Below are 22,861 nucleotides of genomic sequence, written 5' to 3' on the forward strand. Positions count from 1 at the left end.
AAGGAGCAATACAGCAATGGCAACAACTTTTAACGGCCTCGATTTTGAGCTGAAGGCCACCAGTGGCGGCGCACGTCGCGGTCAAGTCACGCTTAACCACGGCGTGGTGCAAACCCCGGTGTTTATGCCGGTGGGCACGTACGGCACCGTCAAGGCGATGACCCCGCGCGATCTGAACGAGATCGAAGCGCAAATCATCCTCGGCAATACCTTCCATCTCTGGCTGCGCCCCGGAACCGAGGTCATCAGCCAGTACGGCGGCCTGCACGGCTTTATGGGTTGGGACAAACCCATCCTGACCGATAGCGGTGGCTTTCAGGTGTTTAGCCTGGGCGAATTGCGCAAGATCACCGAAGAAGGCGTCAAGTTTCAAAGCCCGGTGAATGGCGACAAGCTATTTTTGACGCCGGAAGAATCGATGCGCATCCAGCGCGCGCTCAATTCCGATGTCGTGATGATTTTTGACGAATGCACGCCGTACCCCGCCACGCGCCAGGAAGCCGCCGATTCGATGCGCATGTCCGCGCGTTGGGCGCGTCGGTCACGCGATGAATTTGATCGGCTGGAAAACCCGAATGCGCTGTTCGGCATTGTGCAGGGCGGCATGTATGAAGACCTGCGCAATGAATCGCTGGCTGGTCTGGATGAGATTGGGTTTCATGGCATGGCCATCGGCGGTTTGTCGGTGGGCGAGCCGCGCGAAGAGTTTTATCGCGTGCTGGCGCAAACCGCGCCGCGTTTGCCTGTGCACAAACCGCGTTATCTGATGGGCGTGGGCACGCCGGAAGATTTGGTGTACGGGGTTAGCCAGGGGATTGATATGTTCGATTGCGTAATGCCGACGCGCAATGCGCGCAATGGCATGCTGTTTACGCGTTTTGGCGATATCAAGATCAAGAACGCCCGTCACCGCACCGATACCCGGCCGCTGGACGAAACCTGCGACTGCTATGCCTGCCGCAATTTCAGCCGTGGTTATTTGCATCATTTGTTCCGCGCTGGCGAAATCCTGGGCGCGCAACTCAACACCATCCACAACCTGCGCTATTACCAGGTGTTGATGGCAGAAATGCGTACCGCGATTGAAGAAGATGCCTTCCCGGCGTTTGTGGCGCAGTTCCACAGCGGGCGCGCGCGCGGCACCGAGTAACCCCGCAAGCCGGCGCGGGCAGGGAACTGTTTGATTGCAGCAAGCGTCTGACACGCGCCGCTTGTCCGGCCCCCGGTGCACCATTCCTGATACGGGCGGCTACCCGTGATGGATTTACCTCAGGTCGCGGGCTAGAATGGGCGGCTTTCGCGTACCGCTTTATTTAATTTACAAATACGGAAGACTCACCACTATGTCGTTTTCGCTGATTCCTAGCGCGTTTGCCGCTGACGCAGCCGCTGCACCTGCTGGCCCCCTGGGCAGCCTGATGTCGTTCCTGCCGATGATCGTGATCTTCGTGCTGTTCTATTTTCTGTTGATCCGTCCGCAGCAAAAACGCGCTAAAGAAACCCAAGCCATGCTGCAAGCACTGCAAAAGGGTGAAGAAGTGGTAACCACGGGTGGTCTGGTTGGCCGTATCACCAAAACGACCGAACAGTTTCTGACCATCGAACTGGCTGACGGTGTTGAAGTGCTGGTCCAGCGCGGTGCGATTTCGCAGCGCCTGGAAAAAGGCACCATCAAAAACAACAAATAAGTAACCCCGATGAGCGGCAGCAAGACTGCCGCTTGTCTTACCGGCTCTGAACATGAACCGTTATCCGTTGTGGAAATATTTTGTGATCGTGGTCTCCCTGGTGGTGGCCGCGCTCTATACCCTGCCTAACCTGTTTGGCGAAAGCCCGGCCGTGCAGATCTCGACCGCGCGCTCTTCGGCCAAGGTGGATGACGCATTGCAGGCGCGCGCGCTTGCCGCCATCAAACAGGTGGGCCTGACTCCCGATGCCACGCTGGCGGACGCTAACTCGGTCAAGTTCCGTTTCAAGGACACCGACGCCCAGCTGAAAGCCAAAGATGCGGTACAAGCTGCATTGGGTGACGATTATTCAGTGGCGTTGAACCTGCTGCCGCAAACGCCGCAGTGGCTGATTTCGCTGCACGCCAAGCCGATGTCGCTGGGCCTGGACTTGCGTGGTGGCGTGCACTTCCTGCTGGAAGTGGACATGAACGCGGCGCTGAGCAAACAGCTGGATAAAACAGCGGGCGATATCAAGCGCGAATTGCGCGATCGCAAAATCCGTTACGGCAAGATTGCCCGCGTGCGTGATTCGGTGGTGGTGCAACTGCGTGACGCGCAAACCGTGGATGATGCAGCCAACGCGCTGCGCACCGCGCTGCCGACGCTGGCGCTGGAACAATCCAAAGCTGCCGACAACTACACGGTGACGGTGACTTTCACCCCGCAAGGCTTGCAACAGCTGAAGTCTGACGCGGTGAAACAGAACATCACCACGCTGCACAACCGGGTTAACGAACTGGGCGTTAGCGAGCCGGTGATCCAGCAGCAGGGCGAAGGCCGCATTGTGGTCGAACTGCCCGGCGTGCAGGACACCGCCAAGGCCAAGGATATTCTGGGCCGTACCGCCACGCTGGAAGTGCGCATGGTGGATAGCGACCCCAACCATATCGACGCGGCGCTGAAGGGCAACCCGCCTGAAGGCACCGAGCTGATGCCGGAACAAGGCAGCCGTGGTAGCGGCGTGTTGCTGGTGAAGAAAGACGTAGAGCTGACCGGCGATAACATCAACGACGCGCAAGCCGGTTTTGATGATCATAGCCAGCCCGCAGTGCACTTGAATCTGGATTCGGCGGGTTCTTCAATCTTCGGCACGCTGACCCGCGAAAACGTGGGCAAGCGCATGGCGATGATTCTGGTGGAGAAGGGCAAGGGCGAAGTCGTTACCGCTCCGACCATCAACAGCGAAATTACCGGCGGCCGCGTGCAGATTTCGGGCGCGATGACCTCGCAAGAAGCCAATGATACCGCGCTGTTGCTGCGCGCCGGCTCGCTGGCGGCGCCGATGAACATCATCGAAGAACGCACGATTGGCCCGAGCCTGGGTAAAGACAATATCGAGAAGGGCTTCCACTCGACGCTGTACGGCTTCCTGGCGGTGGCCGTGTTCATGATGGTGTACTACCGCGTGTTTGGTGTGGTGTCGGCCGTGTCGCTGGCTTGCAACCTGTTGTTCTTGCTGGCCTTGTTGTCGATGCTGGGCGTAAGCCTGACCCTGCCAGGTATTGCAGCCATTGCGCTGACGCTGGGTATGGCCATCGACTCGAACGTGCTGATCAACGAGCGCGTGCGTGAAGAAATGCGCAATGGCATGACGCCGCACATGTCGATCCAGAACGGCTACGCCCACGCGTTTGCCACCATTCTGGATTCGAATGTGACTACCTTGATCGCCGGTCTGGCGTTGCTGATTTTCGGCTCGGGTGCGGTGCGCGGTTTTGCCTGGGTGCATTGCATCGGCATCGTGACCTCCATGTACAGCGCCGTGTTTGTTTCGCGCGGCCTGATCAATCTGATTTACGGCTATCGCCGCCGTTTGTCCTCGCTGGCCGTGTAAGCGAGGGGAGCTGAAAATGATCGAGTTCTTTCATGTAAAACGCGATATCCCGTTTATGAGCTATGGCAAGCTCACCACGGCGATTTCGCTGGTCACCTTTCTGGTGGCGGTGGTGTTCCTGGGCTACAAGGGCCTGAATTTTGGTGTGGAATTCACCGGCGGTACGGTGATGGAGCTGCAATATGGCCAAAGCGCGGATCTGAATCAGATTCGTGATTCGGTCAGCGCCATGAAGTATGGCGACCCGCAGGTCCAAGCTCTGGGCACTACGCGTGACGTCATGGTGCGTTTGCCCGCCACCAAGCTCCACACCGCAGCGCAGATTTCCGACGCCGTGCTGGCCACGCTGAAGAAAGATCGCCCCGATGTGCAAATGCGCCGCGTCGAGTTTATCGGCCCGTCGGTGGGCGACGAACTGGTGTCGCACGGTATTACCGCGCTGGTGCTGGTGTGCGTAGGTATCGTTGCCTACCTGGCAGTGCGCTTTGAATGGCGCTTTGCGGTGTCGGCCATTCTGGCCAACATGCATGACGTGGTCATCATCTTGGGCTTCTTTGCGTTCTTCCAGTGGGAATTTACGCTGACCGTACTGGCCGCAGTGCTGGCGGTTCTGGGTTACTCAGTTAATGAATCGGTGGTGGTGTTTGACCGGATTCGTGAGAACTTCCGCAAGCCCCAAATGCGCGGGCGCGAAGTCCCGCAGATTATCGATAACGCGATTACCGCCACCATGAGCCGGACCATCATCACCCACGGTTCGACTGAAGTGATGGTGCTTTCCATGCTCGTTTTTGGAGGCCCTGCATTACATGGGTTTGCCACGGCGCTTACAATTGGTATTCTGTTCGGTATCTATTCGTCAGTGCTCGTTGCGTCGCCGCTTCTGCTGATGTTTGGGGTAACGCGCGAAAACATGATCAAACCGGTCAAGGTGAAACAAGAAGCCGTGGTCTGATTTTTGCTCTGCAACATTTGTCGCCAGGTCTGTACTAAGGATCGGCAGGCAAATAGATGTTACCGACGCCGGCGGCCATCGCCGGCGTTTTTTACGTCATTACGGAGTCAACCATGGAATTCAACCCCATCGACGTCTTTATGCATCTCGACGTTTATCTGGCCCAACTGGTGCAGCAATATGGCACGGGCGTTTATGCACTGCTGTTCGGCGTTATCTTTTGTGAAACCGGTCTGGTGGTGCTGCCGTTTCTGCCGGGCGATTCTTTGTTGTTTGTAGGCGGGGCCGTGGCGGCACTCGGTGGCATGGACCCGTTTGCCCTGTCTGCCACTTTGATGGCGGCAGCGATCCTGGGCGATAGCACCAACTATCTGATCGGACGTCTGCTAGGCGAAAAGCTGTTCAGCAATCCCAAATCGAAAATCTTTCGCCGCGATTACCTTGATCGCACCCACGAGTTTTACGAACGCCATGGCGGCAAAACCGTTACGCTGGCCCGCTTTGTGCCCATCGTGCGCACCTTCGCGCCGTTTGTGGCAGGCGTGGGCCATATGAATTACTTCCGCTTCCTGATGTTTAGCGTGCTGGGCACGGTGGCATGGGTGGGCGGGCTGGTGGCGCTGGGGTATTTCTTCGGCAACATCACGTTTATCAAGCAGAATCTGTCCATCATGATCATCTGCATCGTGGCACTGTCTTTTGTGCCGATGATGCTGCAGGTAGCACGTCATAAATTAGGTAAGGCATGACCGAAGCGTTTTACACCGACAAGACCGCAGTCCGCGCTGCATTTGATAAAGCCGCCACCACATATGATGCGGCGGCTTTTCTGCAGCGCGAAATCGCCCAGCGCATGGGCGAGCGTTTGCAATATATCCGCGTGCAACCGGAACGCGTGCTGGATGCGGGCTGTGGCACCGGCTATGCCAGCGCCATGCTGCGCGAGCGTTATCCACAAAGCCGTTTGTTGGAACTGGATCTGGCACCCGGCATGCTACGAGTGGCGCGCGATCAGCGTAGTGGCCTGAAGGCGCTGTTTGACCGGCGCAAACCGCTGCAACTGTGCGGCGATATCGAGGCATTGCCGCTCGCTACTGGGTCGGTAGACCTGATCTGGTCCAACCTGGCGCTGCAGTGGTGCAATACGCCGGATGCGGCTTTCAAAGAATTCTTGCGCGTGCTCAAGCCGGGCGGGCTGTTGATGTTTTCGACGCTGGGCCCCGATACGCTGAAAGAACTGCGCGCTGCGTTTGCCGATGTCGATGGCGCCACCCACGTTAATCACTTTATCGATATGCATGATCTGGGTGACGCACTGGTCAACAGCGGCTTTGCGACGCCGGTGATGGATATGGAATACATCACCTTGACCTATCCTGAACTGAAACCTTTGTTGGCTGATCTGAAAGGCATTGGGGCGCAAAACGCCACGCTGGGGCGGCGCAATGGCCTGATGGGCAAATCGACGTGGCAGCGCATGGTGGCCTCGTATGAACGTTTTCGTCGGGATGGCGAACTGCCAGCCACCTATGAAGTGGTCTATGGTCACGCATGGAAGCCGGAAACAGCACCTGCGCAAAAGCGCGCCGATGGCAGCCAGGTGATTGAATTCCGCCCGCGAGGGCAGGCTTGATGGCCGCGCGCGGCTGGTTTATCACCGGCACCGATACTGAGGTGGGCAAAACTGTCGCCACGTCGCAATTACTACGCGCGTTTGTGGCCAACGGTTATGCAACCGCAGCAATGAAACCGGTAGCGTCAGGCTGTGAGGTGCGTCGCGACGAGCAGGGCGGCGAGTGGTGGTGGAATGCTGACGTTGCTGCGCATGCCGAGGCCAGCAATCTGGCGCTGCCCGAGGCGCTGACCAATCCGTACAGGTTTTTGCCGCCGATTTCGCCGCATCTTGCTGCCCGTGATGCGGGTGTCGAGGTATCGCTGCCGCATTTACTCGATTGCGCGCAGCAGATTGGTGCGCAGTCAGACGTGTTGCTGGTGGAAGGTGCGGGCGGATGGCTCGCGCCCTTGAACGAAACGGCATGCATGGCCGATCTGGCGGCGGCGCTGGGTTACCCCGTCATCTTGGTGGTAGGTATGCGTTTGGGTTGTATCAACCATGCGTTGTTGACGGTGCAGTCGATCAAGGCGCAAGGCGTGCCTTTGGCTGGCTGGATTGCGAATCAGGTTGATCCGGAGATGTCACGTTACGACGACAATCTGGCCACCTTGCAGCAGCGCATTGCCGCACCCTTACTGGGTGAAATACGCCACAGCGCGCAGGCGCTGACACAGCGGCTGTCGGACGAAACCGTGCGCTTGCTTGTCTGAATGCTTGCGTAAGCATATAAGGCAGCGCACACTGACGCCAATTTCGCCGGAACTCATATGATTATCAGCCTTAGACGTTTGCGAATCTTCTTCGCGCCCTTGGCTTTATTGTCGTTGGCGATGCTGGCGGGCTGCAGCAGGCCGCAGTTCCAGGGTACCGATTTAACCGGCGCCAGTTTTGGCGGCGATTTTGTGTTGCAAGATCATCACGCTAAAGCTCACCGCCTGGCGGACGATAAAGGCAAGGTAGTCGCGCTGTTTTTTGGCTACACACATTGCCCTGATGTTTGCCCGACGACGATGGCAGAATATGCGGCTGTCATGAAGCAACTGGGCGATAAAGCCAAGGACGTACAAGTATTGTTTGTGACGCTTGATCCGGCGCGCGATACCTCGGCATTGCTGGCGCAGTATGTGCCCGCATTCAATCCGGCCTTTATCGGTTTGACTGGCACCGACGCGCAAATTGCCGAAGTGGCCAAACAGTACAAGGTGGTTTATCAAAAACAGGGCGAGGGTGCTGGCTATACGCTGGACCACAGCGCCGGCAGCTATTTGCTGGATAAACAAGGGCATCTGCGCGTGCTGGAAAACTACGGCGCGCCTGTGGCCACATTGGTCGCAGACCTGAAGATACTGATCGAGGAATGAGCTTGCATGAGCGAGCCGATAGAACATCCACAAACGCCCGTTTCTGAGGGTGAAGATATTGCGCCGTTCCAGCTGACCAATCCGCTGGAGATTGGAGCTGTCTTGCGCCAACTGGTGCTGCGTGGTGACAACATCACCATTTATTTTGCCCAGGGCCGCCAGTTGATGCTGTCGCGGCTGCTCGCGGTCGATATCCCGAAGCGTGAGCTGATTCTTGATGTGGGCGGCCACGCAGAAACCAATGCCGCGCTGCTGAACTCCGAGCGCAACATCATTGTGGGCACGCCAGACGGCGTAAAAATCCAGTTTGTGCTGAGCAAAATCCGCTCAACGCGCTTTGACGGCTCGCCCGCTTTTGTCGCTTCGTTTCCGTCGGACTTGATCAAACTGCAACGCCGCGAATTTTTTCGCATCGAAACGCCGCTAAACCGACCGTACACCTGCGAAATGACCCTGCCCGACGGCAAGCGCGCTGCGCTTGAACTGCACGATTTGTCACTGGGCGGCATCGGGGCATGGGCGCTACCGCAGGTTGCGGTGCCGCTGGTGCCGGGTACGGTGCTGGAAAGAGCACAGCTTGAGCTTGGTCCGAATGGCATGTTGCAAATGGATCTGGAAATGCGCTCCAAGCGCGTCACGGTGCGCGGCTCGGGGCAAGAAATTTATCTGGTGGGCTTCAAGTTTGTGAATACCAGCCGGGCGGGCGAAGCAACCTTGCAACGTTTGATGGCCCAACTCGAACGCGAACGTAAAGCGCTAACAGGCTAAGCGTAGCTGCAGTGGCGCGAGGCTGGAGCCGAATGACAAAAGCGGTTCCGGGTGAGTATCTCTTCTCTGGAATACCCACCCGGCGTTCTCCGCCACTCCTTACTTCCCCATTCCCTGCTTATTACGCTTTATCAAAATGCCAGGACCACACGGCCCAGCAGTTTGCCTTCTTCCATGTCCTGGAAGATCTGATTGATGTCTTCCAGTTTTGCCTTGGTGTAATGGGTCTTGATCTTGCCGGCGGCGGCAAATTCAAGCGCCTCACGCAAGTCTTCACGCGTACCCACAATCGAGCCACGCACCGTGATGCGTTTGAGTACCACGTCGAAAATCGGCGTTTCAAAGGTGCCGGGAGGCAAGCCGACCAACGAGATGGTGCCGCCGCGACGCAGTAGATCAATGCCTTGTTTAAACGCTGCGGGTGACACTGCGGTCACCAGCGCGCCATGCACGCCGCCGCCGGTTTTGGCCTGAACCTGCGCGACCATATCAGCCGATTTGTAGTTAAACGCCAGCTCAGCGCCCAGCTCGCGCGCTAGTTGCAGCTTTTCTTCATCGCCGTCGATGGCGACGACACGGAAGCCCATAGCCTTGGCATACTGCACCGCTACGTGGCCGAGGCCACCGATACCCGAAATGGCCACCCAGTCGCCCGGCTTGGCATCGGTTTCTTTCAGGCCTTTATAAGTGGTGACGCCTGCGCACAGGATCGGCGCAACCATATAAGGATCAAGCCCGGCCGGAATATGCGCGACGTAGTCTGCGGGGGCCAGCATGTATTCCGAGAAACCACCATTGACCGAATAACCGGTGTTGGTTTGTTCAGGGCACAGCGTTTCCCAGCCAGTAACGCAATATTCGCAGCAGCCGCACGCTTCGTGCAGCCAGGGCGAACCGACCAGATCGCCCACTTTGATGCGGGTAACGCCTTCGCCCACTTTGACCACTTCGCCAAGCCCTTCATGGCCTGGAATAAATGGGGGCGTGGGTTTGACCGGCCAATCGCCCTTGGCGGCGTGTAAATCGGTGTGGCAAACGCCGCAGGCCACCAGGCGGATCAATACCTGGCCAAAGCCGGGATCAGGAATTTGAACGGTGGAAATTTCGAGCGGTTGGCCAAAGGCGCGAACAACAGCAGCACGTGATGCAGTGGACATGACAGTTCTCCTGTATTGCGGATGCACCCGGGGACGGGCGACATGACACATGCACCTTACTGCTAATATTTCTACGGCTTATTGATCCAACTCAGATTTCGGACATGTGCCAAAAACTGGTCGACATCGGGCCAGCGCAATTTGATACGTAGTTCCTGGCTTAGCCGCACATTGCGCAGCCGCCGCGATTCGTTCAGATAAGACAACAAAGCAGGCGACAACACATGCTGTGCCTCGGCGCGGCTAATGCGCGGCGGGCGCGGCAGACCGGCATGATCGGCGACGCGATCAAACCAGTCGGCCATGCGCAGGGGCTGATTGTCCACCACGTTGTAAACACGCAGCGGCCGGGCGCGGAACAACGCCAGGCAGACCGCGCGCGCCAGATCGTCGGCGTGTATATGGTTGGACCAGCTGTCTTCTTCGGCCCGTAGCGCGGGTTCGCCGCGCTGCACGCGGGCCAGTGGCAAGCGACCGGCCGCATAGATGCCTGGGGCGCGCAAAATACCCAGTCCGATGCGGCTGCGACGCGCCCAGCGGCGTAACGCCACTTCTGCCGCCACGCGCCGTTGTGCGCGCTCCGACCTGGCGTGCGCCGGGCTGTTTTCATCCAGCCAACCACCATCCGCATCGCCATACACCCCGGTTGTGCTGATGTAGACGGCGTGCGCAGGGGGCTGTGTTAAAATTGCCACTTTCTTTGGCCCCCGCCACGGCGGCCGGCTGAGTGCCTGAACCAGATTGCGCGTGCGCTGGTCCAGACTGGAGTCGCCCGCAGGCGGCGCGCTGTGGATCAGCCAGGTTGCCAGTCCGGCAATACGCCGCAACGTGGCTGGCTGATCCAGATCGCCCCGCACCACGCGTACGCCCAAGGCACGCAACCGGGTCGCTTGCTCCGGGCGTCGAACCAGCGCATAGACCTGAAAGCGCACCAGCAGCCATGGCAGGGCGCGTTGGACAACATCGCCACAGCCAATAATCAGCAGGCGTGGACGTTGGATGGATTGCGGTTTATGGGCTAACACGGTTATTTATCGAAGACGGAAAAGATGTCGAAGCAACTTACCATTCAGCCTTCTGGCCAGCAAATCACGATGCAGGATGACCAGACCATCCTGGACGCGGCCATGGCCGCTGGCTTTAACATGCCATATGGCTGCAAGAATGGCGCCTGTGGCGCCTGCAAAGGCCAGATCATCAGCGGCGATGTGGATTACCCCGACGGTTATGCCGAATCCGCGCTGCCGCATATGGAGCGCGAGCGCGGCCTGGCGTTGTACTGCTGTGCGGTGCCCAAGGGCGATATCACCGTCGAATGCCGCGAGGTGGCGGCCACCAAAGATATCCAGATCAAGACGTTGCCGTGCCGCGTGCAGCAGATCGACAAGATCTCACACGATGTGGCGGTACTGTCGCTGAAGCTGCCCACCACCGAGCGCATGCAGTTTCTGGCGGGCCAATATATTGATCTGCATACCAAAGGCGGCAAGAAGCGCAGTTTTTCGATCGCCAATGCGCCGCACGAAAGCGAATACCTGCAGCTGCATATCCGCTGCATGCCGGGTGGCGAATTTTCTGATTACGTCTGGAACGAGATGAAAGAGCGCGAAATCATGCGCTTTACCGGCCCGCTGGGTTCGTTCTTTCTGCGCGAAGACAGTGATCGTCCAATCATCTTTATTGCCACCGGCACCGGCTTTGCGCCGATCAAGGGCATTCTGGAACATGCCTTCAACAAAGGCATCCAGCGCGAAATGATCCTGTACTGGGGCTGCCGCAGCCTGCAAGACCTGTATATGCCGCAGTTGCCCAGCGACTGGCAGCAGCAGCATCCCAACTTTACCTTTATCCCGGTATTGAGCGACCCGCAGCCCGAAGACCAATGGCAAGGCCGTACGGGCCTGGTCCACGAGGCGGTAATGGACGATTTCAATAATCTGTCGGGCTGGCAGGTGTATGCCTGCGGTGCGCCGGTGATGGTGGAAGCGGCGTACACGCACTTTGTATCGCACGGCTTGCCGGAAGGCGAATTCTTCTCGGATGCGTTTTTCAGCTCGAAGGATCTGGGCAAACCCAAGGCGTGATCGTGCGCGGCGCAAACAAAAACCGGTGCACTCCAACGAGGCACCGGTTTTTTATCGCCTAGAACATCCAGGCGCGATTAGCGATTCAGTTTCATCCCTGCCACCAATGACGTCACATTGTGGCGATACATCGTTAGATAGTGATTGGCGCGCGGGTCTTTCGACAACGCGTCGGAATACAGTTGTTCGCCCAGCGGGCTGCCGGTTTCGGCGCCAATCTGCTGCACCATTTTCGGATTGCTGATGTTTTCCATAAACACCGCGTGGACGCCGCTTTTCTTGATTTGATCAATCAGCTTGCCCACGTCCTTGGCGCTGGGTTCAGCGTCGGTGGATACGCCTTGCGGTGACAAGATCTTGATGCCAAAGCGCTTGCCCAGATAGCCGAACGCATCGTGCGAAGTCAGGATGACACGCTTACTTTGCGGCACCGTATTGAACTGCGTGCTAGCCCAGTTGGCCAGCTCGTCCAGCTGTTTTTGATACGCATCGGCGCGTTGTTGATAGGCGCTGGCGCCTGCCGGGTCGGCTTTGACCAGCGCTGCGGTGATGTTGTTGACCATCAGTTTGACTTGCGCAGGGTCTTGCCAGATATGCGGATCAGTGATCGTTTTGCCTTCTTCGTTCATCGTGAGCGGCGCGACACCGGTGCTGACGGTGACCACCGTGCCTTTATAGCTGGCGGCTTGCTGCAAGCGCGTCAGCCAGCCTTCCAGCCCCAGACCATTGACGAAAAACAGGCGGGTACGTCCCACGCTGGCGATATTGCCCGGCGTCGGCTGAAACACATGGGCATCTTCGTCCGGACCTACCAGCGTCATCACATCGACGCGATCACCGCCGACCTGTTTGACCAGATCGCCCAGCACGCTAAAACTGGCAGCGACCGGTAAGGCGGCGTGCGCGGGCAGGGCGATAGCGCCCAGCAATAAACTGAAGGCGACAACAAAGCGACGCATGGCAAGACTTCCTGAGAGTGGAGAAACCGGAATATCGGGTTATGCGCCCGGCGTTGTCGCTATCGCAGCCACCAACCCGCAATCAATGTTGCAAGTGGGTTTTGCTGGCGCGGCGGCCCAGCCAGCCATGCGGCGCAAGCCAGAGCGACAGCAGATACAACACGCCCGCCACCAGCACGATGGCGGGGCCAGACGGCAAATTCAGGTGGTATGACAACAGCAGACCCACCACGCTGGCGACCAGGCCCGCCACCCAGGCGGACCACAGCAAACCGGCCAACGTATCGGCCCACAAGCGGGCGATCGTGGCGGGCAGCATCATCATGCCCACAGCCATCAGCGTGCCCATGGCCTGAAACCCGGCCACCAGATTCAGCACGGTCAGCACCAGCAAACCCAAGTGGTACCGGCTGCCGCGGCCGCCTGTGACGGCCAGATAGCCGGGATCAACGCATTCAAGAATCACGCCACGGTAATTGATGGCCAGCCAAAGCAGCGTCAGCGTGGCGATGGTGGCCAGCATATACAGCGCGGCATTATCGATGGCCAGCACCGAGCCAAACAGCAGATGGATCAGATCGACGTTGCTGCCGTAACGCGATACCAGCACCACGCCAATGGCGAGCGAGACCAGATAAAAGCCGGCAAAGCTGGCATCTTCGTTCAGGCTGGTAAACCGGCTGGCCAGGCCCGCCAGCAATGCCACCAGCAAGCCCGCGACGATGCCGCCGCCAGCCAACCAAGGTAGCGCAAAGCCGCCAAAAATAAAGCCGATGGCCGCGCCCGGTAGCACGGCGTGCGATAGCGCATCCCCCATCAAACTCATACGCCGCAATACCAGCATCACGCCCATGGGCGCGCACCCGGTGGCCAAAGCCACACAACCGGCTAAAGCGCGGCGCATAAAGGCGTAATCGGTGACAGGCGCCAGAAACATCTCATGCAAGGTCATGGGCGGGCACACCAAGGCGCATCGTTTTGCCAGTATTCGGTCATTTGTTGAGCGCGTTGCAGGTTGTCTTCAGACAGCGTGCTGGCCGTATCGCCCCAGGCGATTACCTCGTGCGCCAGCAATAGCGTCTCGGGAAAATGTTCGTGAGCCAGGCCCATGTCGTGTACCACCACCGCCACTGTGCGTTGCTGCGCACGCCAGTGCGCGAGGATGGCCAGCAGCGTGTCACGCGTGCGGGTGTCGACGTTATTAAAGGGTTCATCCAGCAGGATGATGGGCGTGTCTTGCACCAGCAGTCGGGCAAAACGCGCGCGTTGCAATTGGCCGCCCGACAAGGTGGCGATGGTGCGTTGACCAAAGCCGCTGAGGCCAACACGTTCCAGCGCTTCGTCAGCGCGATCGGTTTCTTCGCCGTCCAGCGCGCGCAAACCACCGCGCCGCTTCCACGCGCCGGCCAACACCAGCTCGCTTACGGTTAACGGAAACTGTCGATCCAGCTCGGCCATTTGCGGCAGATAGGCAATATCGCCATCGACATGGATGGTGCCGGTGGTCAGCGCTTGCTGGCGCGTAATGGCTTTCAGCAGCGTGGTTTTGCCCGCACCGTTGGGCCCGACCACGGCGGTCAGGCCACCCGCGGTAAACGTGCCGGTCAGATGGTGCACCGCCGGGTGTTTGCGATAGCAAACCGTGACGTCATCCAGCCGGATCATTGCAGCGCCCACCACGTGAATAGCCAAACCAGTGCCAACGGCACAATCGCAATCAGCAAGCGTTGCGCGGCCCCGGCGGCAAACAGCCGCGCCGCAAGCGGCGGCCGACCGGGTGCCTTGGGCGCACGGTGCGCATGCGCATGGCTGGCCGCCTGGCTGTAGCTGTGGTTGTGGCTATGATCATGGCCGGCGCCATGCTCATGCGTGTGAGGGGCCTGTGGGGCAGGAACGGACATCGGCAGGTTCAGTATTTTGCAACAGTGTTGCATTATGGCGAACAAGCCGTTGCCCGACAAGCTGGAATGCGATGATGCCGCTTTAGCCGGTTTGCACTTCGATATGAAACAGCGCGTAAGGGCAGTTTAAATAGCGCTCCGCCAGCGGCCGCGCCGTGATCTCGGCAAACTGGTCAGCCGCATACACCGCCCACAGCGGGCCCAGTCCGCCCAATGCCAGCGGCTGACCATCCATATGCGTCGCCACGATATAGCGATATTTGCGCAGGTCGCCCAGGCTGATGCTGGCATTGGTGCCATCCAGCCCGCGCAGCAGCACCTTGGTGCCATCTCGCGTGGCTGCGCCGGCTGTGGCCAGCAGTTGCGCCAGATACGGGCCTTGCAACGTGTGTACTTTGCCGTCCCATGCCAGCGTGGTGCGGATTTCATTGGAAGGCATCGCCGCCAGTTCTGGCCATGACAAGGTCCACGCTTTATCAAAGTGGATGCCCAGTTTGTTAAACAACGGGTCCAGCGCTGGATCGGTGGCGCCGCGATTGCTGCGGCTGATTGCGCCGGTTACTGTCAACAATGCCGGGCCGGCCACCGGGGCTGGCGCGGGCTTACGCGGCTTGCTGTGAGGTTTGCTCTGGGCCAGCGCCGTCACAGGTCCCGCGGCCAGTAATGCGGCCCCGCGCAGCAGAAACGTACGTTTATTCATTGCATCTACCGTCAAAACGAGTGCCACAGTGTGCCAGACGTTCGCCGCTTGCGGCATGGGTGGCCATGATCAATTTCCTCGGTGGGGCCGCTCAAGCCGCTCGACCAGGAATTGTCTTGTAGCCGACGACTGTAGGAATTTGTAAAACTAGCGCCTCTGCCGCATCAAGCTGTAACGGCCTACAATGGCATCTATCATGAACGCACCGGCACTTTCCACCCTTCGTCCCGCCTTGGTCGACCGTTTTGGTCGATCGGTTGATTATGTCCGGCTGTCGGTCACGGATCGTTGTGATCTGCGCTGTTCATATTGCATGCCCACAGGCTTTAAAGGTTTTGAAGAACCTGCTGACTGGCTGACGTTTGATGAGATCGAGCGCCTGGTTGCGGCGTTTGCCCGCTTGGGCGTGGGCCGCATCCGCCTGACCGGCGGCGAGCCCTTGCTGCGCCGGGGCATTTCGGATCTGGCGGCGCGGTTGAAGGCGCTGCCGGGCCTGCGCGATCTGTCGCTGTCCACCAACGCCACGCAGTTGGTCAAACATGCCAAAGCGCTACGCGCTGCAGGCGTAGACCGGCTCAACATCAGCCTGGATACGCTGGACGGCGCCTGTAACAAGCACATCACCGGCCGCGATACCTTCAACGCGGTGATGGCAGGCATCCACGCCGCACGCGATGAAGGCTTCGCGCCGATCAAGCTCAATATGGTGGCCATGAAAGGCGTTAACGATCACGAGATCGAACGCATGGCCGAATTTGCCATGGAGCACGGCTTTATCTTGCGTCTGATCGAAGCCATGCCGATGGGCGCAACTGGCCGCAATGCGCAATATCTGGATCTGGGCCCCGTGCGCGATCGTCTAGTGGCGCGGTACGGCATGCGTGCTGAAACTCACGAGCTGGGCGGCGGCCCCGCCCGGTATTGGACTACCGCCGACGGTCGCGGTCAGATTGGCTTTATCACCCCGATTTCGCAGCATTTCTGTGCCACCTGTAACCGCGTGCGTCTTGCCGTGGATGGCACTTTATATATGTGTCTGGGCCAGGAAGAACGCTACGAATTCCGCCCGTTGTTACGCGATGGCGTCAGCGATGCCGAGCTGGAAGCGGCCATCCGCGAAGCCATTGAACTGAAGCCGGAACGTCATGAGTTTCTTGAGGCGCCGGGCAAGATCATTCGTTTCATGTCGCAAACGGGCGGTTGAATGCGTGTATTTGGTCTGGTGGGCACGTCGGGCAGCGGCAAGACCACGTTGCTGGAAAAACTGATTGCCGAATTTACCCGCCGCGGCCTGCGCGTTAACGCCATCAAACACTCCCACCACGATATCCAGCTGGAACCGCCCGACAAAGACAGCGCGCGTTTTCGGGCTGCCGGCGCGGCCGAGGTCATGGTGGTGTCGCCGTATCGTTACGCCATCGTGCATGAGCTGCGTGATGAAGCGGAACCCGATATCGCGCAGCAATTGGCGCGGCTGGCACCGGCCGATCTGACCTTGCTGGAAGGGTTTCGCAAAAGCGCGTTTCCCAAGCTGGAAGTGTGGCGCGAAGCCAATGGCAAGCCACCGCGCTTTCTGCAATTCGATGACATTATTGTGCTGGTCACCGAAGACACCCCGCCGGTGGCCACTGACATTGCGCGATTCGGTCTGGAGCAAATCAGCGAAATCGCCGATTTCATTGCGCAACACGCGGTCGACTATCCTCAGTAAGACGTCCGCATATTGGTATTTATGCACGCGGCGCGGGCAGGGCGGGTTTTGCTATGCTTGCCGCGCGCTTGCCTACCTTTCGTTCTGATTCTGGTGATCCATGTCCCAAATACCCCCGTCCATGCTGGAACGCCTGTTCCAGTTGCGCGCCCACGGCACCACGGTACGCACCGAGTTGCTGGCCGGTTTGACCACGTTTTTAACCATGGTCTACATCATTTTTGTTAATCCGCAGATTCTGGCCAACGCGGGCATGGACCAACAAGCCGTGTTTGTCGCCACCTGCCTGATCGCAGCGGTGGGCAGTATCGCCATGGGCTTGTTTGCCAATCTGCCCATCGCGTTGGCGCCCGCCATGGGGCTGAACGCGTTTTTCGCATTTGTGGTGGTCGGGGGCATGCATCTGACCTGGCAAACCGGTATGGCGGCCATTTTCTGGGGTGCAGTCGGCTTTTTTGTCCTGACCGTATTGCGTGTTCGTTATTGGCTGATTGCCAGCATTCCACATGGTCTGCGTGTGGGCATCGGCGCGGGCATCGGGCTGATGATTGCGCTGATGGGCTTGCACAATGCGGGCATCGTGGTGGCCAATCCGGTCACGATGGTGACGGTAGGCGATCTGACTTCCCTGCCTTGTCTGTTGGGCGCAACCGGCTTTTTTCTGATCGCAATCCTGGCCGCGCGCGGTATACACGCCTCCGTTTTGATTGCCATGGCAGTCACCACCGGGCTAGGGCTGGCGCTGGGGAATGTGCATTACGTCGGACTCGCGTCGCCGCCGCCCAGCCTTGCGCCCATTCTGGGCCAACTCGATTTGCGCGGCGCGTTGCAATGGCCATTGGCCAGTGTGATTTTCGCGTTCCTGCTGGTCAGCCTGTTTGATTCATCCGGCACCTTGATTGGCGTTACCGGCCGCGCGGGGCTCAGCGATGCCAATGGCCGCTTTCCGCGCATGAAACAAGCTTTGCTGGTGGATAGCAGTGTTTCGGTGCTTGGCGCGTTTATGGGCACGTCGGCCATTTCCACTTATATCGAAAGCTCGGCGGGCGTGGCGGTCGGCGGTCGTACCGGGCTTACCGCGCTAACGGTGGGCGTGCTGTTTATTCTGGCGGTGTTTTTTGCGCCGCTGGCGCAAATGGTGCCTGCCTATGCGGCGGCAGGCGCACTGATCTATGTGGGCGTGCTGATGACGTCCGAGCTGACCAAAGTGCGCTGGGATGATCTCACCGAGGCCGTGCCTGCCTTCGCAACCGCCGTGATGATGCCATTCTGCTTTTCGATTACCGAAGGCATTGCGGCGGGCTTTATCGCCTATGCGGTCATGAAGCTGGGCACCGGACGTTGGCGCGAATTGCCCTGGTGCGTGGTAGTGGTGGCGCTGTTGTTTATCATCAAATTCGGGCTGGATGCACACTGAAGCTGCGTGCGCGCTGCCCATACAAAGCAAATCAGGGTAGGGCGCTGGTCGGATCGATCGCCTTGCCCTTGTAGCGCAATTCAAAATGCAGCGCCACACGCTCGGCGCCACTATCCCCCATGCTGGCAATGCGCTGACCCTGCTTCACCTCATCGCCTTCTTTAACCGCCAGCGCATCGTTGTGTGCATATGCGGTCAGATACACTTCGCTGTGCTTGATCACCAGCAGCTTGCCGTAGCCGCGGATGCCTTCGCCGGCATACACCACTTTGCCTGCGGCGGCGGCCACCACCGCGTCGCCCCGATTGCCTGCGATATCAATGCCGTTATTACGATCGCCCGATTTAAGCACCTGGCCTTTGGCAGGCCAGATCAGGCCGATTTTTGGCGCGACTTCCGCGGGGGCAGTGGTTTCGCTGGCCGGTGGCGTGGTCGGGCGGCGCGTAGTGGTTGGCGCGGGCCGGTCACCGGCTCTGGGCGTTACGCGCAGTACCTGGCCGATCTCGATGGCGGTTGCATCCTTCAGGTTATTCCAGCGCACCAGGTTATTGACGCTCTGGCCGTTGTTCACAGCGATGCGATACAGCGTGTCGCCTTTCTGCACGCGGTAGTAACCGGCAGGCGTGGCCTCGGAAGTCGGGTTGCTGGAACACGCGGCAAGCAGCGTCAGGATGCAAAGGGTGGAAAGCAGGCGGCGCGTCACGATAGCTCGAGTCGGGTGTTGATAGATGATTGGCGCCGATTGTAAGGCGCGCGCGGCGTTCCTGGCAGTCGGCCAGGTGGTTTTTATTGCCGCGGCATCTGGCTGACGCAGGCTAGCGCCGACATTTTTTTGGGCGCCCTGCCCACGCGAGATGCGGACTTTGCGCCGCAACCCGGCCTACTCAGCGTCGTCTTATCGGTATGGCTTTGCGCCAGAACTCGCCAACCAACACAAATACCGGGAGCACATCATGACAAATACTCTGCGTAGTGCAGCAATCATCGCAACGCTGGCAGCCGCCTTGGGCGGATGCGCCGATATGGATAGCACCACTAAACATACAGCCGTGGGTGCGGCTGTTGGTGGGGTCGCAGGTTCTGTTTTAACCAATGGCTCGGCGGTGGGCACCGTGGGTGGTGCGGCCGTAGGTGGCGTGATCGGCCACGAAGCACATTAAGTGGTTGAAGCGGGTGGTTTGCTTTTGCGATGGCTTAAGCAAAGACCACCCGCACTGCCGATCCCGCATCTCTTGGCGGGATAAAAACCCTAATCGATCAGATCCGCGAACAGCGGCGTCGACAGATAACGCTCGCCAAATGACGGGATAATCACTGCAATCAGCTTGCCGGCATTCTCCGGACGCTGCGCAACCTGTAATGCAGCCCACACCGCAGCACCCGAAGAAATGCCCCCCATGATGCCTTCCTGGGTAGCCAGCGCGCGCGCGGTGGCGAACGCGTCTTCGTTCTTCACACGGATTACCTCGCTATAAGCGTCCGTGGCCAGCACTTTGGGGACAAAGCCAGCGCCAATACCCTGGATCGGATGCGGGCCTTTGGCGCCACCCGACAATACCGGGCTGGCGTCGGGCTCCACCGCAATCGCCTGAAACGACGGCTTGCGTGCCTTCAATACTTCGCTCACGCCAGTAATGGTGCCCCCCGTGCCTACACCGGCAATCAGGATATCAATCTGGCCATCGGTATCACGCCACAATTCTTCAGCGGTGGTTTTGCGGTGAATTTCCGGGTTGGCCGGGTTTTCAAATTGTTGCGGCATAAAGTGGTTGGCGTTTTCAGCCACCAGTTCACCTGCGCGTTTGATGGCGCCGCCCATGCCTTCAGGTCCGGGCGTCAGCACCAGTTGCGCGCCATAGCCGCGCAGCAACGCGCGGCGTTCCCGCGACATGGTCTCGGGCATGGTCAGAATCAGCTTGTAGCCGCGCGCCGCGCACACCATGGCCAGGCCGATGCCCGTATTGCCCGACGTGGGTTCGACGATGGTGGTGTCGGCATTAATCAGACCATCGCGCTCGGCAGCATCCATCATCGCCACGGCGATCCGGTCTTTGACGCTGTGGCTGGGGTTCAGGTATTCCAGCTTGGCCACCACGGTGGCGCCGCTGCCTGCCGTCAGGCGGTTCAGTCGCACCAGCGGGGTGTTACCAATCAAAGCCGTCACATCATTGGCGATATTCATGGTCTGCTTCCTTGCGTTAAAGAGATGTCAGGCGGCCATTCTAGCGCGCCCCTTGCGCCATGTGCAGCATCTGCCGAGATTATTCTGATTTACATTCGGGGGTGACCGATTTAATTGTCTATTACATCAGCATTGGCAAAGATAGTCGCTGGCAATTGCAATTATTCTAATGCAGGATCATTCGGTTAATTCCTATATATGGATTATCTGGATTGTTAGGCGCTATATGGCTATGTATCTTTAAAGACAATTCTGCCGCATGCAACAAACCCGCTAATATCCTGCTCATGAATACTTTAGGCTCCCGCATCAGCATGGTGCGCAAAATCCGGAAACGCAGCCAGGGCTGGTTGGCTGATCGTTTACATGTAACCCAACCCTCGGTCAGCGCATGGGAATCGGACGAGGCAGATCCCACCCTGACCAATCTAATGGGCATATCCAGCTTGCTGGGCGCGTCTACTGACTGGCTATTAACGGGTATGGGCACGGCCGAAGGTGGTGGTTTTCCGCTGCGCGAGCCTTTGCCGCTGGACCCCGAAGAACAGGCGTTAATTGATGCGTTTCAAGATCTTAACCGGGTGCGCAGGCATGCCTTGCTGCACTTTTTGCAGGCCTTTACGCATCGGCACAATGTGCATGTAACGCGGTTTCCGCCCGATACCACAGCCAAAGGTTAAGCGATATCGTGTATAGCAATAGCCCGGCTAAGGCCGGGCATTTATCACGTTTGCGTCAATATCAGATTGCGACGACTGCCAAATTGTCGCAATTGCCCATTAAACGGATCAATAAACTCAACAGAGCGCGCCAGCAATTGGAGTGGCGAGCCAAAATCATCTGCCTTATCACCCATGGGTGTCGGGTACCACGGATCATTGATAATAGGAATGCCTAACCCGGCCATATGTACGCGCAATTGATGTTTGCGTCCGGTGTGCGGTTTTAACCGATACAGGGCGAGTTGCGGATTCGGATCTGATTTCTGCGAAAACGGTAATTGGCGAATTAATTCAATTTGCGTATGCGAATTGGGCGCTTCGTCAATTTCCTGCATCGTAAACCACGTCGCACCCGCAGCAATGTGGCTATGCCGGATTTGCGGCAATTGGATATCCGCGCGCCACGGCGCAACGGCTTCGTATTCTTTTTTAACCAGCCGATCCTGAAACAACGCCTGATAGGCGCCGCGGCTGGGCGGGTGCAGACAGAACATCACCACACCTGCGGTTTCGCGATCGAGTCTGTGGATGGGCGTTAGCTCGGGCAGATCAAACTGTAGCCGCAGCCGCGCCACCACGGTTTCACGCAATTGCCGACCGGACGGGATGGTGGCCAGAAAATGCGGCTTGTCCACTACCAGCAGGCGGTCATCGCGATGCAGGATGTCGATCTCGAACGGCACTTTGATTTCGTCCGGCACGTCGCGGTAATACCAGAGCCGACCACCGCGCGGGTAGGGCATGTCGCCGCGCACCGCCTGGCCATGCTGGTTCACCATTTCGCCATTGGCCAGGCGCTGCTGCAGCACGCCTGCGGGCAGGAACGGAAAGCGCTGCAGCAAAAAGGTCAACAGATCCGGCCAGTCGCCTTGTTCGGGCAGCACCACAAAGCTGGGGGCGACGCCATCGCGATGTGGCAGTGGCGAACGGTTATGCATACGGCAATCCGGCAAGCAAAAGCGTGATTGTAGCGCGCGCGGGTCCAGGCCCGCAGAGGCGCAGACAGCTACCGTCCGGCACAGCTGCATTGCGCGCAGCACAGCGCGCCGCTGATAATGCGCGCCGCACTGGACTGTTTGCTTATGATCACCAAGAAACTGATACACCTTTCGACGCTGGAAAATCTGGATACTTGGGCGCGCTATCGCGCCAGCCTGTGTATCGATTGCCAGGCGTCCTGTTGCACGATGCCGGTAGAAGTACGCCTGCCCGATCTGGTCCGCATGGGCGAGGTGGACGCGTTCGAGGCCGAGCACGAGCAAGCCAAGCAAATCGCCAAGCGCTTGCAGAAGGCAGGCGTCATCCAGCATTTCAATTTCAAGCATGAAGTGTTTACGCTGGCGCAGCGCGCCAGTGGCGATTGCCGCTATCTGCACGCCGAAACGCGCCGCTGTACCATCTATGACTTGCGCCCCAACACCTGTCGCAACCACCCCAAAATCGGCCCGCGCCCTGGCTTTTGCGCGTACCGCAACAAACCCTGATCGAAGATTTGAACGCCATGGCTGAACAAACCGCTGCCCAACCCGTTGCACTGCCTGTTCCCTGTCCGCGCTGCGGTGCGCCCGGCAAGATCTGCAAGGCTGGCGCCAACCGCGTCTGGGTTCAGTGCAGCAAATTTGGCAAAGACGGCAATTGCAGCGCCATCAGCAGCCCGGAGCCCAACAAGAAGGCCGCGCTGGCCACCTGGGCGCGCCTCAAATAAATCGCCCGCGCCGCGCCAGACGAAAAAAAGCCGCCTTTCAAAGGCGGCTTTTTGCTGGCT

At 58.8% G+C, this 22,861-nt stretch carries 27 protein-coding genes; 17 read left to right on the forward strand and 10 right to left on the reverse strand.

Annotation, left to right across the window (positions count from 1 at the left end; all coding sequences use genetic code 11):
* Window positions 1-16 precede the first annotated feature (16 nt).
* From tgt to WG78_RS08360, 9 genes are all read left to right on the forward strand, one after another.
* Complete coding sequence (gene tgt, locus WG78_RS08320; protein WP_053937346.1) at window positions 17-1,150, forward strand: tRNA guanosine(34) transglycosylase Tgt; 1,134 nt, start codon at window positions 17-19, stop codon at window positions 1,148-1,150.
* Window positions 1,151-1,343: 193 nt separating this feature from the next.
* On the forward strand, window positions 1,344-1,688 hold the full coding sequence (gene yajC, locus WG78_RS08325) for a preprotein translocase subunit YajC (protein WP_053937347.1): 345 nt from the start codon (window positions 1,344-1,346) through the stop codon (window positions 1,686-1,688).
* 52 nt (window positions 1,689-1,740) lie between these two features.
* Window positions 1,741-3,564, forward strand: coding sequence for a protein translocase subunit SecD (gene secD / locus WG78_RS08330; RefSeq protein ID WP_053937348.1), 1,824 nt, complete (start codon window positions 1,741-1,743; stop codon window positions 3,562-3,564).
* A 19-nt stretch (window positions 3,565-3,583) separates the two neighbouring features.
* Window positions 3,584-4,519: a protein translocase subunit SecF gene (gene secF / locus WG78_RS08335; protein ID WP_053937401.1), complete on the forward strand. Its 936-nt coding sequence runs from the start codon at window positions 3,584-3,586 to the stop codon at window positions 4,517-4,519.
* 113 nt (window positions 4,520-4,632) lie between these two features.
* Window positions 4,633-5,268 (forward strand): DedA family protein, encoded by a 636-nt coding sequence (locus tag WG78_RS08340; protein WP_053937402.1) that lies wholly within the window; start codon window positions 4,633-4,635, stop codon window positions 5,266-5,268.
* Entirely contained in the window at window positions 5,265-6,152 is an 888-nt protein-coding gene (bioC, locus tag WG78_RS08345; protein ID WP_053937349.1) for a malonyl-ACP O-methyltransferase BioC, read from the forward strand. The genes WG78_RS08340 and bioC overlap by 4 nt, the downstream gene beginning before the upstream one ends.
* Window positions 6,152-6,844, forward strand: coding sequence for a dethiobiotin synthase (gene bioD / locus WG78_RS08350; RefSeq protein WP_053937350.1), 693 nt, complete (start codon window positions 6,152-6,154; stop codon window positions 6,842-6,844). Before bioC ends, bioD begins: the two co-directional genes overlap by 1 nt.
* 57 nt (window positions 6,845-6,901) lie before the next feature.
* Window positions 6,902-7,495, forward strand: coding sequence for an SCO family protein (locus WG78_RS08355; protein ID WP_053937351.1), 594 nt, complete (start codon window positions 6,902-6,904; stop codon window positions 7,493-7,495).
* Window positions 7,496-7,501: 6 nt separating this feature from the next.
* Window positions 7,502-8,263, forward strand: coding sequence for a flagellar brake protein (locus tag WG78_RS08360; protein ID WP_053937352.1), 762 nt, complete (start codon window positions 7,502-7,504; stop codon window positions 8,261-8,263).
* 131 nt (window positions 8,264-8,394) lie between these two features.
* Here the strand turns inward: WG78_RS08360 and adhP are convergent, their stop codons facing one another.
* Both adhP and WG78_RS08370 read right to left on the reverse strand, forming a co-directional pair.
* Window positions 8,395-9,420 (reverse strand): alcohol dehydrogenase AdhP, encoded by a 1,026-nt coding sequence (gene adhP, locus WG78_RS08365; protein WP_053937353.1) that lies wholly within the window; start codon window positions 9,418-9,420, stop codon window positions 8,395-8,397.
* A gap of 71 nt (window positions 9,421-9,491) precedes the next feature.
* On the reverse strand, window positions 9,492-10,445 hold the full coding sequence (locus WG78_RS08370) for an NAD-dependent epimerase/dehydratase family protein (protein ID WP_236692004.1): 954 nt from the start codon (window positions 10,443-10,445) through the stop codon (window positions 9,492-9,494).
* Window positions 10,446-10,469: 24 nt separating this feature from the next.
* Between WG78_RS08370 and WG78_RS08375 the strand changes: the two genes are divergently transcribed.
* Window positions 10,470-11,504 carry a CDP-6-deoxy-delta-3,4-glucoseen reductase gene (locus tag WG78_RS08375; protein WP_053937354.1) on the forward strand — a complete coding sequence of 345 codons (1,035 nt, stop codon included), beginning with the start codon at window positions 10,470-10,472 and terminating at the stop codon, window positions 11,502-11,504.
* Between the two features lie 77 nt (window positions 11,505-11,581).
* On the opposite strand, the gene WG78_RS08380 is transcribed toward WG78_RS08375, so the two are convergent.
* The 5 genes from WG78_RS08380 to WG78_RS08400 all read right to left on the reverse strand — a co-directional run bounded on the left by WG78_RS08380 (window position 11,582) and on the right by WG78_RS08400 (window position 15,064).
* Entirely contained in the window at window positions 11,582-12,463 is an 882-nt protein-coding gene (locus WG78_RS08380) for a metal ABC transporter substrate-binding protein (RefSeq protein WP_053937355.1), read from the reverse strand.
* A gap of 82 nt (window positions 12,464-12,545) precedes the next feature.
* Complete coding sequence (locus WG78_RS08385) at window positions 12,546-13,415, reverse strand: metal ABC transporter permease (RefSeq protein ID WP_053937356.1); 870 nt, start codon at window positions 13,413-13,415, stop codon at window positions 12,546-12,548.
* The gene (locus tag WG78_RS08390; RefSeq protein WP_236692005.1) at window positions 13,412-14,155 is read right to left on the reverse strand and encodes a metal ABC transporter ATP-binding protein; all 744 of its coding nucleotides are present in this window, start codon (window positions 14,153-14,155) and stop codon (window positions 13,412-13,414) included. The genes WG78_RS08385 and WG78_RS08390 overlap by 4 nt, the downstream gene beginning before the upstream one ends.
* Window positions 14,125-14,364, reverse strand: coding sequence for a hypothetical protein (locus WG78_RS08395; RefSeq protein ID WP_053937358.1), 240 nt, complete (start codon window positions 14,362-14,364; stop codon window positions 14,125-14,127). The genes WG78_RS08390 and WG78_RS08395 overlap by 31 nt, the downstream gene beginning before the upstream one ends.
* 82 nt (window positions 14,365-14,446) lie before the next feature.
* Window positions 14,447-15,064, reverse strand: coding sequence for a putative pterin-binding protein (locus WG78_RS08400; protein WP_053937359.1), 618 nt, complete (start codon window positions 15,062-15,064; stop codon window positions 14,447-14,449).
* Window positions 15,065-15,260: 196 nt separating this feature from the next.
* Between WG78_RS08400 and moaA the strand changes: the two genes are divergently transcribed.
* From moaA to WG78_RS08415, 3 genes are all read left to right on the forward strand, one after another.
* Complete coding sequence (gene moaA / locus WG78_RS08405; protein ID WP_053937360.1) at window positions 15,261-16,268, forward strand: GTP 3',8-cyclase MoaA; 1,008 nt, start codon at window positions 15,261-15,263, stop codon at window positions 16,266-16,268.
* On the forward strand, window positions 16,269-16,775 hold the full coding sequence (gene mobB / locus WG78_RS08410; RefSeq protein WP_053937361.1) for a molybdopterin-guanine dinucleotide biosynthesis protein B: 507 nt from the start codon (window positions 16,269-16,271) through the stop codon (window positions 16,773-16,775).
* 100 nt (window positions 16,776-16,875) lie between these two features.
* Window positions 16,876-18,192: an NCS2 family permease gene (locus tag WG78_RS08415; RefSeq protein ID WP_053937362.1), complete on the forward strand. Its 1,317-nt coding sequence runs from the start codon at window positions 16,876-16,878 to the stop codon at window positions 18,190-18,192.
* Window positions 18,193-18,223: 31 nt separating this feature from the next.
* Here the strand turns inward: WG78_RS08415 and WG78_RS08420 are convergent, their stop codons facing one another.
* Entirely contained in the window at window positions 18,224-18,895 is a 672-nt protein-coding gene (locus WG78_RS08420) for a peptidoglycan DD-metalloendopeptidase family protein (RefSeq protein WP_236692006.1), read from the reverse strand.
* A 250-nt stretch (window positions 18,896-19,145) separates the two neighbouring features.
* On the opposite strand from WG78_RS08420, the gene WG78_RS22060 reads away from it, so the two are divergent.
* Entirely contained in the window at window positions 19,146-19,352 is a 207-nt protein-coding gene (locus WG78_RS22060; protein WP_083458871.1) for a glycine zipper 2TM domain-containing protein, read from the forward strand.
* 89 nt (window positions 19,353-19,441) lie between these two features.
* Here WG78_RS22060 and cysK read toward each other — a convergent pair whose 3' ends face one another.
* Complete coding sequence (cysK, locus tag WG78_RS08425; RefSeq protein ID WP_053937363.1) at window positions 19,442-20,374, reverse strand: cysteine synthase A; 933 nt, start codon at window positions 20,372-20,374, stop codon at window positions 19,442-19,444.
* Window positions 20,375-20,661: 287 nt separating this feature from the next.
* On the opposite strand from cysK, the gene WG78_RS08430 reads away from it, so the two are divergent.
* The gene (locus WG78_RS08430) at window positions 20,662-21,054 is read left to right on the forward strand and encodes a helix-turn-helix domain-containing protein (RefSeq protein ID WP_053937364.1); all 393 of its coding nucleotides are present in this window, start codon (window positions 20,662-20,664) and stop codon (window positions 21,052-21,054) included.
* A gap of 44 nt (window positions 21,055-21,098) precedes the next feature.
* Here the strand turns inward: WG78_RS08430 and WG78_RS08435 are convergent, their stop codons facing one another.
* Window positions 21,099-22,034, reverse strand: coding sequence for a pseudouridine synthase (locus WG78_RS08435; protein WP_053937365.1), 936 nt, complete (start codon window positions 22,032-22,034; stop codon window positions 21,099-21,101).
* Window positions 22,035-22,178: 144 nt separating this feature from the next.
* Here WG78_RS08435 and WG78_RS08440 point away from each other — a divergent pair, with 144 nt between their 5' ends.
* Both WG78_RS08440 and WG78_RS08445 read left to right on the forward strand, forming a co-directional pair.
* On the forward strand, window positions 22,179-22,580 hold the full coding sequence (locus WG78_RS08440) for a YkgJ family cysteine cluster protein (RefSeq protein ID WP_053937405.1): 402 nt from the start codon (window positions 22,179-22,181) through the stop codon (window positions 22,578-22,580).
* Window positions 22,581-22,597: 17 nt separating this feature from the next.
* The gene (locus WG78_RS08445; protein ID WP_053937406.1) at window positions 22,598-22,801 is read left to right on the forward strand and encodes a hypothetical protein; all 204 of its coding nucleotides are present in this window, start codon (window positions 22,598-22,600) and stop codon (window positions 22,799-22,801) included.
* Window positions 22,802-22,861: the final 60 nt, after the last annotated feature.

The organism is Amantichitinum ursilacus, assembly GCF_001294205.1.
GTDB classification, from domain to species: domain Bacteria; phylum Pseudomonadota; class Gammaproteobacteria; order Burkholderiales; family Chitinibacteraceae; genus Amantichitinum; species Amantichitinum ursilacus.

Coding starts and splice junctions, on each gene's coding strand:
- tgt (WP_053937346.1), top strand. CDS start 17: ATGGCAACAACTTTTAACGGCCTCGATTTTGAGCTGAAGGCCACCAGT.
- yajC (WP_053937347.1), top strand. CDS start 1,344: ATGTCGTTTTCGCTGATTCCTAGCGCGTTTGCCGCTGACGCAGCCGCT.
- secD (WP_053937348.1), top strand. CDS start 1,741: ATGAACCGTTATCCGTTGTGGAAATATTTTGTGATCGTGGTCTCCCTG.
- WG78_RS08340 (WP_053937402.1), top strand. CDS start 4,633: ATGGAATTCAACCCCATCGACGTCTTTATGCATCTCGACGTTTATCTG.
- bioC (WP_053937349.1), top strand. CDS start 5,265: ATGACCGAAGCGTTTTACACCGACAAGACCGCAGTCCGCGCTGCATTT.
- bioD (WP_053937350.1), top strand. CDS start 6,152: ATGGCCGCGCGCGGCTGGTTTATCACCGGCACCGATACTGAGGTGGGC.
- WG78_RS08355 (WP_053937351.1), top strand. CDS start 6,902: ATGATTATCAGCCTTAGACGTTTGCGAATCTTCTTCGCGCCCTTGGCT.
- WG78_RS08360 (WP_053937352.1), top strand. CDS start 7,502: ATGAGCGAGCCGATAGAACATCCACAAACGCCCGTTTCTGAGGGTGAA.
- adhP (WP_053937353.1), bottom strand. CDS start 9,420: ATGTCCACTGCATCACGTGCTGCTGTTGTTCGCGCCTTTGGCCAACCG.
- WG78_RS08375 (WP_053937354.1), top strand. CDS start 10,470: ATGTCGAAGCAACTTACCATTCAGCCTTCTGGCCAGCAAATCACGATG.
- WG78_RS08380 (WP_053937355.1), bottom strand. CDS start 12,463: ATGCGTCGCTTTGTTGTCGCCTTCAGTTTATTGCTGGGCGCTATCGCC.
- WG78_RS08385 (WP_053937356.1), bottom strand. CDS start 13,415: ATGACCTTGCATGAGATGTTTCTGGCGCCTGTCACCGATTACGCCTTT.
- WG78_RS08395 (WP_053937358.1), bottom strand. CDS start 14,364: ATGTCCGTTCCTGCCCCACAGGCCCCTCACACGCATGAGCATGGCGCC.
- WG78_RS08400 (WP_053937359.1), bottom strand. CDS start 15,064: ATGAATAAACGTACGTTTCTGCTGCGCGGGGCCGCATTACTGGCCGCG.
- moaA (WP_053937360.1), top strand. CDS start 15,261: ATGAACGCACCGGCACTTTCCACCCTTCGTCCCGCCTTGGTCGACCGT.
- mobB (WP_053937361.1), top strand. CDS start 16,269: ATGCGTGTATTTGGTCTGGTGGGCACGTCGGGCAGCGGCAAGACCACG.
- WG78_RS08415 (WP_053937362.1), top strand. CDS start 16,876: ATGTCCCAAATACCCCCGTCCATGCTGGAACGCCTGTTCCAGTTGCGC.
- WG78_RS22060 (WP_083458871.1), top strand. CDS start 19,146: ATGACAAATACTCTGCGTAGTGCAGCAATCATCGCAACGCTGGCAGCC.
- cysK (WP_053937363.1), bottom strand. CDS start 20,374: ATGAATATCGCCAATGATGTGACGGCTTTGATTGGTAACACCCCGCTG.
- WG78_RS08430 (WP_053937364.1), top strand. CDS start 20,662: ATGAATACTTTAGGCTCCCGCATCAGCATGGTGCGCAAAATCCGGAAA.
- WG78_RS08435 (WP_053937365.1), bottom strand. CDS start 22,034: ATGCATAACCGTTCGCCACTGCCACATCGCGATGGCGTCGCCCCCAGC.
- WG78_RS08440 (WP_053937405.1), top strand. CDS start 22,179: ATGATCACCAAGAAACTGATACACCTTTCGACGCTGGAAAATCTGGAT.
- WG78_RS08445 (WP_053937406.1), top strand. CDS start 22,598: ATGGCTGAACAAACCGCTGCCCAACCCGTTGCACTGCCTGTTCCCTGT.